The sequence below is a fragment of the Streptomyces sp. SID5910 genome, assembly GCF_009862125.1.
Taxonomy (GTDB): Bacteria; Actinomycetota; Actinomycetes; order Streptomycetales; family Streptomycetaceae; genus Streptomyces.
This window is the reverse complement of record NZ_WWHX01000693.1, coordinates 1-7,943: the sequence shown is the minus strand read 5'-3', so window position 1 is coordinate 7,943 and position 7,943 is coordinate 1. Positions and strand designations below refer to the sequence as shown.

Here is a 7,943-nt window from a genome sequence, read left to right as displayed (position 1 = left end):
CTCCTGTTGCTGCCCATCGCCGTCGTCAAGGCCGGCGGCGTCCCTGGCCCGCACGAAGTAGCTGACGCGGGTGCCCGCGGGCCGGGTGTCGGTGTACGTGGTGACGTCGCCGCCGACCGAGGTGAGCAGGTCGCCGTCGGCGTAGACGTCGTAGGCGGTGACGCCGGTGTCGTCCGTGGCCGCGTCCCAGGTGAGGCGGACCTGGCCGGTGCCGGGTTCGGCGAGCGCGAGGTGCGGCGGGGCGGAGGGTGCCTGGGTGTCGCCGGTCGTGGGTCCGTAGACCTCCAGTTCGGAGACCTGGGCGGCGGGCTGCACGCTGTTGGCGGTGACCAGGACGCGGACGTAGCGGGTGGTGGCGGCGTCGAAGGTGAGGGTGGTCGAGTTGCCGTCCGCGGGCGCGAACGTGTAGGTCTTGCTCGCGGTCAGGTCGGTGAAGTCCGTTCCGTTCGTGCTTCCCTGGAGTTTCAGGGTCTGGGTGCGGGTGCCCCAGCCGTCGGGGAGGCGCAGGACGACGCGGTCGACGCGTACGGCGGAGCCCAGGTCGGTCTGGAGCCACTGGGGGAGGGCGTTGTTGCGGCTCTCCCAGTAGGTGGCCTTGTTGCCGTCGCCGGCGTTGACCGGGCTGTAGACCTCGGTCTGGCTGCTCGCGGTGAAGGTGCGTCCGCGGGCCAGGTTGACGGAGGACTCCCCCGCCGCGTGCACCTCCAGCTCGGACAACTGGGCCGCCTGCCAGCCGGTGTTGGCGGTGACGGCCACCCGCACGAACCGGGTCTGGGTGGCGGGGAAGCTCACCGTGACGGTGTTGCCGGAGCCGGGGTCGAAGGCGTAGGCGGCGGACGCCTTGAGGGTGGTGAAGCTGGTGCCGTCGGCGCTGCCCTGGATCGCCAGGGTCTGGCTGCGCCGCTCCCAGGATGCGGGCAGTTTGAGGACCACCTCGTCGACGCGGGTGGTGGTGCCGAGGTCCGTCTGCACCCACTGGGGCAGGTCGCCGCCGGCGCTCTGCCAGTAGGTGCCCTGGTTGCCGTCGGTGATGTTCGCGGCGCCGTACTCGCCGTGCGCGCTGCTCGCGGCGGTCGGGTCGCCGGCGGCGACGTTGGGGCCGCCGGCCGCCGAGGCGGCGGAAACCAGGGGGCCGCCCAGGAGCAGGAGGCTGGTGGTCACCACGGCGCACAGGCTCCGTGACGGTCGTCTGCGGGTTCTCATGCGTCCCCGATCTCGGTCCCGCCGCGCGCGGCGGGACCGGCAGTGGGATGGGTGGGGGTGAACGGTGCGCCGGCCGTGGCCGGCGCACCGCGGTGGGGTGTGGTCAGCGGCGCGCGGTGGCGGACCCGCCTGCCGAGCCGTTGAAGACGAACTGCGAGCCGGGCTCCTTCACCACGTCGCCCTCGGCCGAGTTGGTGATGGTCACGTTGCTCAGGGTGGCGCTGCCGCGTGCCCCGCCCATGGCGAGGATCCCGGAGCCGTTGTTGGACTTGTCGATGGTGACGTTCTTGATCTGGACGTCGGGCATCGTGCCGCCGCCGGTCTTGAACTGGATGCCGTCGTAGGTGGAGTCGTGGATGTCGGTGTCGCGGATCGTCACGCCCGGGATGTCGGGGCCCTGGGCGAACAGGGTGATCGCACCGAACTCCTGGGCCTCGCCCCAGAACGCTCCGCCCGTGCGGTAGAGGCCGTTGTTGGCGATGAGGGTCTGGCCGGAGAAGGGCAGCGGGTCGTGGTCGGTGGCCAGCATGATCCCGGGGTAGTTCATGGTGTCGGAGATCAGGTTGTTCTCGACGGAGTTGCCGTGACCGCCGTAGATCGCGATGCCGTTGGCCCGCCAGGGCAGTTGGACGGTGTTGTTGCGGAAGTGGTTGTCGTGGCCGACGTCGACGGAGGGGTCCTTCACGTACTTGTTGGCCCACACGGCGAGCGCGTCGTCTCCGGTGTTGCGGAAGGAGGAGTTGTAGACGGTCGAATTGCGGGTGCCGTTGGAGAAGTTGACGCCGTCGGCGTAGGTGTTGCGGATGCGTACGCCGTTGAACTCCAGGCCGTCGCCGGGACCCCACAGTTCGGGGATGTTGGAGTAGTCCCGGCCGACCCAGGCGCCGACGTTGGAGTGCTCGATCCACACGTTGGTGATCTTGGTGTTCTTGCCGAAGCGGCCGTTGAGCGCGACGCCTCCCTCGGCGCCGCCGTCGCCGCCGCGGATGGTGCCGGAGCCGAAGATCGCGATGTCGGAGATCTTGGTGTTGTCGTCGATGTCGAAGCCGAAGTTGCCCTCGTGCGGGTGGTTGATGCCGCCCGCGTCCTGCGGCTGGATGAGGGAGTAAAGCTGGGAGTGCCACATGCCGGCGCCGCGTACGGTGACGTCCCGGATGCCGACCTGGTTGTACTGGCCGCGGTTCTGCGGGTCGTCGGTGAGGATCTTCTTCTCCTGGCGCCACTGGCCCGCCGGGATCCAGACGCAGGGGATGTCGCCGTTCTGGTCCGCGGTGACGGCGCGCTGGATGGCGTCCGCGTCGTCGAGGCCGTCGTTGGGCACGGCGCCGTACTCGGTGATGGAGACGCACTCCGCGGGCTTGGCGGCCGCGGGGGCGACCTGCTCCAGGTCGACGAGGTCGATGACGTAGAAGGCGGCGTTGTCTCCGGCGTCGCGCTGGAGGCGGAACGTGGTGCCCGCCGGGTAGGTCTCGGTGAGCAGGGCGTGGGACTCGTCGAACAGGCGCCGGGCGTCACCGCCGGGCCGGTTGGTCAGGCCCTCCGGGTCGTCGGTGGTGCCGTAGAGCCAGCTGTGCCTGGACGACAGGCCGAGCTTGCGGACGAACTTCCCGTCGGCGTAGAGGCTGATCGTCGCGTCCTGTCCGCCGCCGGCGGCCGCGTCCGGGATCGAGTTGCGCACGACGACCGAGTTGGACGGCGTGGTGGAGGTGAACTCCACGTACTGTCCGGTCGAGTCGAGCCGGACGGACTGGCGTCCGGAGGACTCGGTGGCGAAGTTGGTGTGCCCGAAGGTCCGCTTGGCGTCCGTCTTCAACAGGGTGCCGTTGTACCGGCCGTCCTCCGCCTCGTACTCGACGTAGGGGACGGCGGCGCCGCGTCCGACGACGAGGGAACGGGCGAAGGTGTTGTTGTCCTCGTTGGTCTCCTGGACGAGGGAGGTGGCGTCCGCGGTGGCGGTGAGGGTCGCTCCGCCGCTGGTGGCGGTCCACTCGCCGCCGATGGCCACGTTCGCGGTGGCCCCGGCCGCGACTGCGCCGGTGGTGCCGTTCAGGGTGGTGCCGCCGACGGTGAGCCGGGTGACCGATCCGGCGGGCACGGCGCTCGTGCCCCGGTTGTGTACGGCCACGGTGAAGGCGACCTTGGCTCCGACGGCCGGGCTGGACGGGTTGGTGGTGATGCCGGTGACCTCCAGGTCCGGGCCGGGGGCCTGGCCGACGACCAGCTTCGAGGCGGCGTTGCGGCTGTTGTTGCTGTTGTCGAGTTCGGCGACGGTGTCGGAGGGGTCGACGACGGCGGAGACGGTGTAGCTGCCCATGGGCCGCTTGCCGACCCGCACCGGCACCTTCACCGACGCCCCTGGGGAGAGGGCGCCGACGGCGGCGCTGCCGGCGACGGTGCCTTCGAGGCTGACGTCCACCGTGGTGGCGGGCGACGCGGCGCTGCCGTCGTTGCGGACCGTGGCCTCGACGGTGACCGCGTCCGACTCGGAGGGCGCGGCGGGTGACCAGGTGAGCGAGGTGACGGTCAGGTCGGGGGCGGGTGCGGCGGCGCCGATGACCTCGAACTCCGCGACCTGTCCCCCGCCGGCGCCGGTGTTGCCGGAGAACTCCAGACGCACGTCCGCGTACCGGCCCGAGACGGGGATGGTCACCGTGTTGTTGTTCTGTGCCGGGCCGAAGGTGTAGTCGGCGCGGCTCTTCAGGGTGGTGAAGCCGGAGGCGCCGGCCGGGCGGCCCAGCACCTGGATGCTCTGTGTGCGCGGGCCCCAGACCGGGTCGGGGTTGAGCTTGACGACGACGCCGCTCAGGTCCGCGTCGGCGCCGAGCCGGGTGGTCAGCGTCGACGGCTGACCGCTCGCCTCCCAGTAGGTGGCGGTGCTGCCGTCGTTGGCGTTGGCGGCGACGTAGTTCTGGGTCGTCGTGGAGGCCTCGATCGGTTTGCGCAGGGCGAGGTTGGTGCCGGCCGGCGGTGTCCCCGGGTCCTCGCCGCCGACGTCGCCGTGGACCTCCACCTCGGCCAACTGGGCCGCGTTCCAGCCCGTGTTGCCGGTCACCTGAACCCGGACGTAGCGGGCCTCCCCGTCGACGCCGACGGTCACGGCGCCCGCGGCGTCCGGGGTGAAGGTGCGCGCCGCGCCCGCGGCGAGCGTGGCGAAGTCCCGGCCGTCGGTGCTGCCCTGGACACTGACGGTCTCGGTGCGGGACTCCCAGGCAGCGGGGAGTTTCAGCACCACGTCGTCGAGGTCGGTGCTGGCGCCGAGGTCGATCTGCACCCACTGTGGGAACGAGCCCGCGGGGCCCTCCCAGTAGGAGGCCTGGCTGCCGTCGGTGACATTGCTCGCGGGGTAGCCGGCGTGGGCCCCGCTCGTCGTCACGGGCCGGCCCAGCGCCAGGTTGGGGCCGGCCGCCGCGGCGGCCCGGGCCGTCGCGGGGAGCGCGCCGGCCGTGACCAGGCCCGCCGCCAGCAGACCCGCCGTCACGAGGCCGGCGGAGATCCGCCGGCCCGTCTGTCTTCCTCTCATGAGGCTCCCTCGTTCCCTTTCCCTGAGTGCCCGGGCACCGGTCCGCGGCCCGCCGTCCGTGTTCGCCGCGCGGCGAGGTGCCGGTGCGCGCCGAGTGGCGGTGGGCGTGGGGTGTGACGGACCGGTGCGCCTGGTGGGCGGTGGAGTGGTCAGCAGGCCCAGAAGAAGCCGAGGTGAAGCCGGGCCTGCCCAAATCCAAAAGTTGAGCGATTTCGTCAATCTTTTGCAGCGCTGAGGTGACAGGTTTCTACCGTGTATCGACTTTGTCAACGGCCCGGGTCGGGAGGGCTCTTGGGCGGCGGCACGCTCCGAGGCGTCCGCGCCTCACCTGACGTCGGCGGCAACGCGCGCTCGCGGGCGGCACGACCGGTGGTGAAGATTCCGTGGAGAGACGACGTCCGGGGTGCCGGCAGGACGTCCTGCCGGCACCCCGGACGGTGGTGTCGGGTGGGGCTCAGCCGCAGCGGATGTCGCCGGTGCTGAGGCGGTAGGTCACCCCTCCCCGGACCAGCGAGCCGCTCAGGTGGACGCAGTGGCCGGTCGCGTTGAACCAGGTGTAGAGCGGCCCGGCGTAGTAGCGGTAGTTCTGCGGGTGTTCCGGGGGCGGGTCGGCGGCGTAGTCTCCGCTCTCGTCGTGGAGGTACAGCGTGATGTGGGACGCCAGGCCGTCGTAGGGGCTGGACCAGAACTTGGCGCAGTTCCGCTTGGCCGAGGCGTCCCAGTAGGTGCGCGCGTAGCCGCCGCCGTTGCGCCCCGACGGGCTCTTGGCCCAGTAGGTCTTGCCGTCCCAGCTGCCGCTGCACTCGACGGCGGCGGGGGCCGCCGGTGCCGCCTGCGCGGTGGGCGCGGCGACCGTGCCGAGCAGCAGCGCCATGACGCCGAGGCCCAGCAGCCGTGTTCTCCGTAGACGCTTCATCCGCAACTCCTGTGGTGAGATGTCGCCAATCCGACACTTGGCGCTTTGCACTCGAAATGCTCTTCTTGTCGCGGGCGGCGACACCCGGCTTTTCACGAAATCTCCGCCTTCGGCGGGTGCGTGGGGCGCACGGACCGGCGTGCGACCGGCCGGCCGGCCGTGCCGTCGCGGCTCGGTGCGTGTCCTTTCCGCCGCGCCGTTCCCGGTGGCCGAAACTGTCACGGTGAGCGCAGACACAGAGACCCGCGACGACCGCAGCGGATCGGCATCGCACGTGCTGCTTCTTTCCGTGGCCTTCGCCGTCCCGGTGCTCAAACTCGGCTGGACCCTCGGCAGTGGTGCGGCGGCCCGGGAGGCTCTCACCGCGATGGGCCCCGCCAACTGGTTCGACATCCTGATCGGCATGTTCCTCGACGAACCGGTGCTGGCGACGGTGACGGCCGTCGTCGTGTCGCGCACCAGCTACGCCTACTTCGCGGCCAGGGGCGGCGCGCTCCGACTGCGCGACATGCCGGTGACGACGTCGGCGCTGGTGACCGTCCTCGTTCCGGTCGCCATGGGGCTGGTGGTGGCCGTCTTCAACGGCGTCGGGTGGGGTCTGGCCACGGGGTGCCTGTCGTACGTGCTCAGGCTCGGGGTGGTGGCGGAGTACCGGTCGGGGCGCCGGCGCAGCGGTACGGGCAGGCGGACCGGCCGGCAAGCGGTCGGGCCGCTGGAGCGCGCGGCCGACGCGGCGTGGATCCTCTCGCTGGTCCTCGCGTTTCTCGTCCTGCCGTTCGTGGCCCTCACCGTCGCTCTTGACGGCCGGGCGTGGTCGTCCGTGGCGGTCTGCGACGTCGACACCGGCGACGGCACGGAACGTCACCGTCTGGTGGAGCTCTCCCGTGACGGAACGGGCGTCGTCGGCTGGGACGTCGCGCAGGCCGAGGTGGCCAACGGCGTGCACTGCGCCGCCGACGAGAACGAGGTCGTCCGCGATCCGTGGTGGTCGGCGGGGTGATGACCGGGGGTGTCGTGCAGCGGGTCAGCGGTCCGCGCCGGTGAGGGCGAGCCAGACGGGGTCGACGACGAGGAGGCTGGTCGTCGGGGCGTCGCCGCGTGCGATGCCCTCGACGAGGCCGGCCAGCTCGTCCCTCTCCCGGGCGGACGCTTCGGTGCAGAGCAGAGGGGTCTTGGGCTTGCCCAGGTGTGCCAGGGCGGAGCGGGCCGCGCGGGCGAGCCGCGCGAGTTCCGGGTCGCCGTCGCCCACGGCGCAGACGGTCACGGTCCGCTCCAGGTGTGGACGGGCACCGGTACGGTCGCCCGACTGGGCTAGGAGGAAGCCGAGTTGGAACAGGCTCTGCGCCTTGAGCCGGTCGTCCGTGCCCGTCTCGGCCAGCGCGGCGCCCTCTCGGGTCCAGCTGATGGCCGCCGTGCCGTGGCAGGCGGGGCACAGTTCCCAGTAGGCCGCGCCGAGTCCGACGGACGCGACGGCCACCTTGGCCTGGGCGCCGGCCCGCCTGAAGTCGCGCACCGCCCACGCGAGACACGCCGCGGCGCAACCCGGTGCTTTGAGGTCGTGCAGTGCGGTGCGTGCGTGGTGGAGGGCCACCATGCCGCTGCCCCGCCGGTCGCCCAGGTCGTGGAACAGGCGCGCGGCCCGGACCAGTGCCGCGGTCGCTGCCTGGGGCTCGCGGCGCCGCTGGAGTACGTCCGCGAGGGCGACGAGAGCCGTGGCCTCGCCCTGCCGGTCGCCCTGGCGCCGTGACAGGTCGACGTCTCGGCGGTGAGCGGCCTCCGCTGCGGGCAGTTCGCCCCGCAGGGCGTGGGCGAGGCCGAGGTTGTGCAGTGCCGAGCCGACGGTCCGCGGGTGCCCGGCGTCCGCCGCGACCTCCGCGGCCTCGGTGAGCCGTTCCACCGCTTCGTCCAGTCGGCCGGTCAGGCGGCAGGCGTTGCCGAGGGTGGTCAGTGCCGCGGCGTGGTCGACCGGCGACAGGTGCCGGGCCGCCGCCACCGCGTGCGTCCCGCAGAGGTAGGCGTCGGCGCCGTGCCAGTGGTCCTCCAGGTAGCGCTGGAGGTTGAGCGTGAGCGTGAGGGCCGACCGCCATCGGCCCGCCGTGCGCGCGGCGGCGACGAGGGCGACGAGGTTGTCCCGCTCGGCATCCAGCCAGGCGAGCGCCTCCGCGGCCCGACCGAAGGGGCGCGGGGCGATGGTGTCCGGTCCGATCCGGCCGTCCAGAAGGGCATCCGCCGCCGCGGTCAGGGCCGTGCAGTGGTCGTCCAGGCGCTGCGCGGCCGCGACCACCTCGTCCTCTGCGAGGCCGG

Annotated in this window: 5 protein-coding genes; 1 reads left to right on the top strand and 4 read right to left on the bottom strand. The window is 72.2% G+C overall.

What is annotated here, in order from left to right; all coding sequences use genetic code 11:
• The 3 genes from GTW67_RS24235 to GTW67_RS24225 form a co-directional block, all read right to left on the bottom strand.
• Positions 1-1,203, bottom strand: a 1,203-nt coding sequence (locus GTW67_RS24235) for a discoidin domain-containing protein (protein ID WP_202437628.1), incomplete at its 3' end; no start/stop codon positions are given.
• Between the two features lie 103 nt (positions 1,204-1,306).
• Entirely contained in the window at positions 1,307-4,723 is a 3,417-nt protein-coding gene (locus GTW67_RS24230) for a CARDB domain-containing protein (protein WP_161166918.1), read from the bottom strand.
• A gap of 454 nt (positions 4,724-5,177) precedes the next feature.
• A complete protein-coding gene (locus tag GTW67_RS24225) occupies positions 5,178-5,639 on the bottom strand; it encodes a hypothetical protein (RefSeq protein ID WP_237519008.1) in 462 nt (153 codons plus the stop codon).
• A gap of 223 nt (positions 5,640-5,862) precedes the next feature.
• Here GTW67_RS24225 and GTW67_RS24220 point away from each other — a divergent pair, with 223 nt between their 5' ends.
• The gene (locus GTW67_RS24220) at positions 5,863-6,639 is read left to right on the top strand and encodes a hypothetical protein (RefSeq protein WP_161166917.1); all 777 of its coding nucleotides are present in this window, start codon (positions 5,863-5,865) and stop codon (positions 6,637-6,639) included.
• A 24-nt stretch (positions 6,640-6,663) separates the two neighbouring features.
• Here GTW67_RS24220 and GTW67_RS24215 read toward each other — a convergent pair.
• On the bottom strand, positions 6,664-7,943 hold a 1,280-nt coding region (locus GTW67_RS24215; RefSeq protein ID WP_161166916.1), incomplete at its 5' end, for a tetratricopeptide repeat protein.

Bases quoted from the DNA above. Each gene is read 5' to 3' on its own strand.
- GTW67_RS24230 (WP_161166918.1), bottom strand. From the start codon at position 4,723: ATGAGAGGAAGACAGACGGGCCGGCGGATCTCCGCCGGCCTCGTGACG.
- GTW67_RS24225 (WP_237519008.1), bottom strand. From the start codon at position 5,639: ATGAAGCGTCTACGGAGAACACGGCTGCTGGGCCTCGGCGTCATGGCG.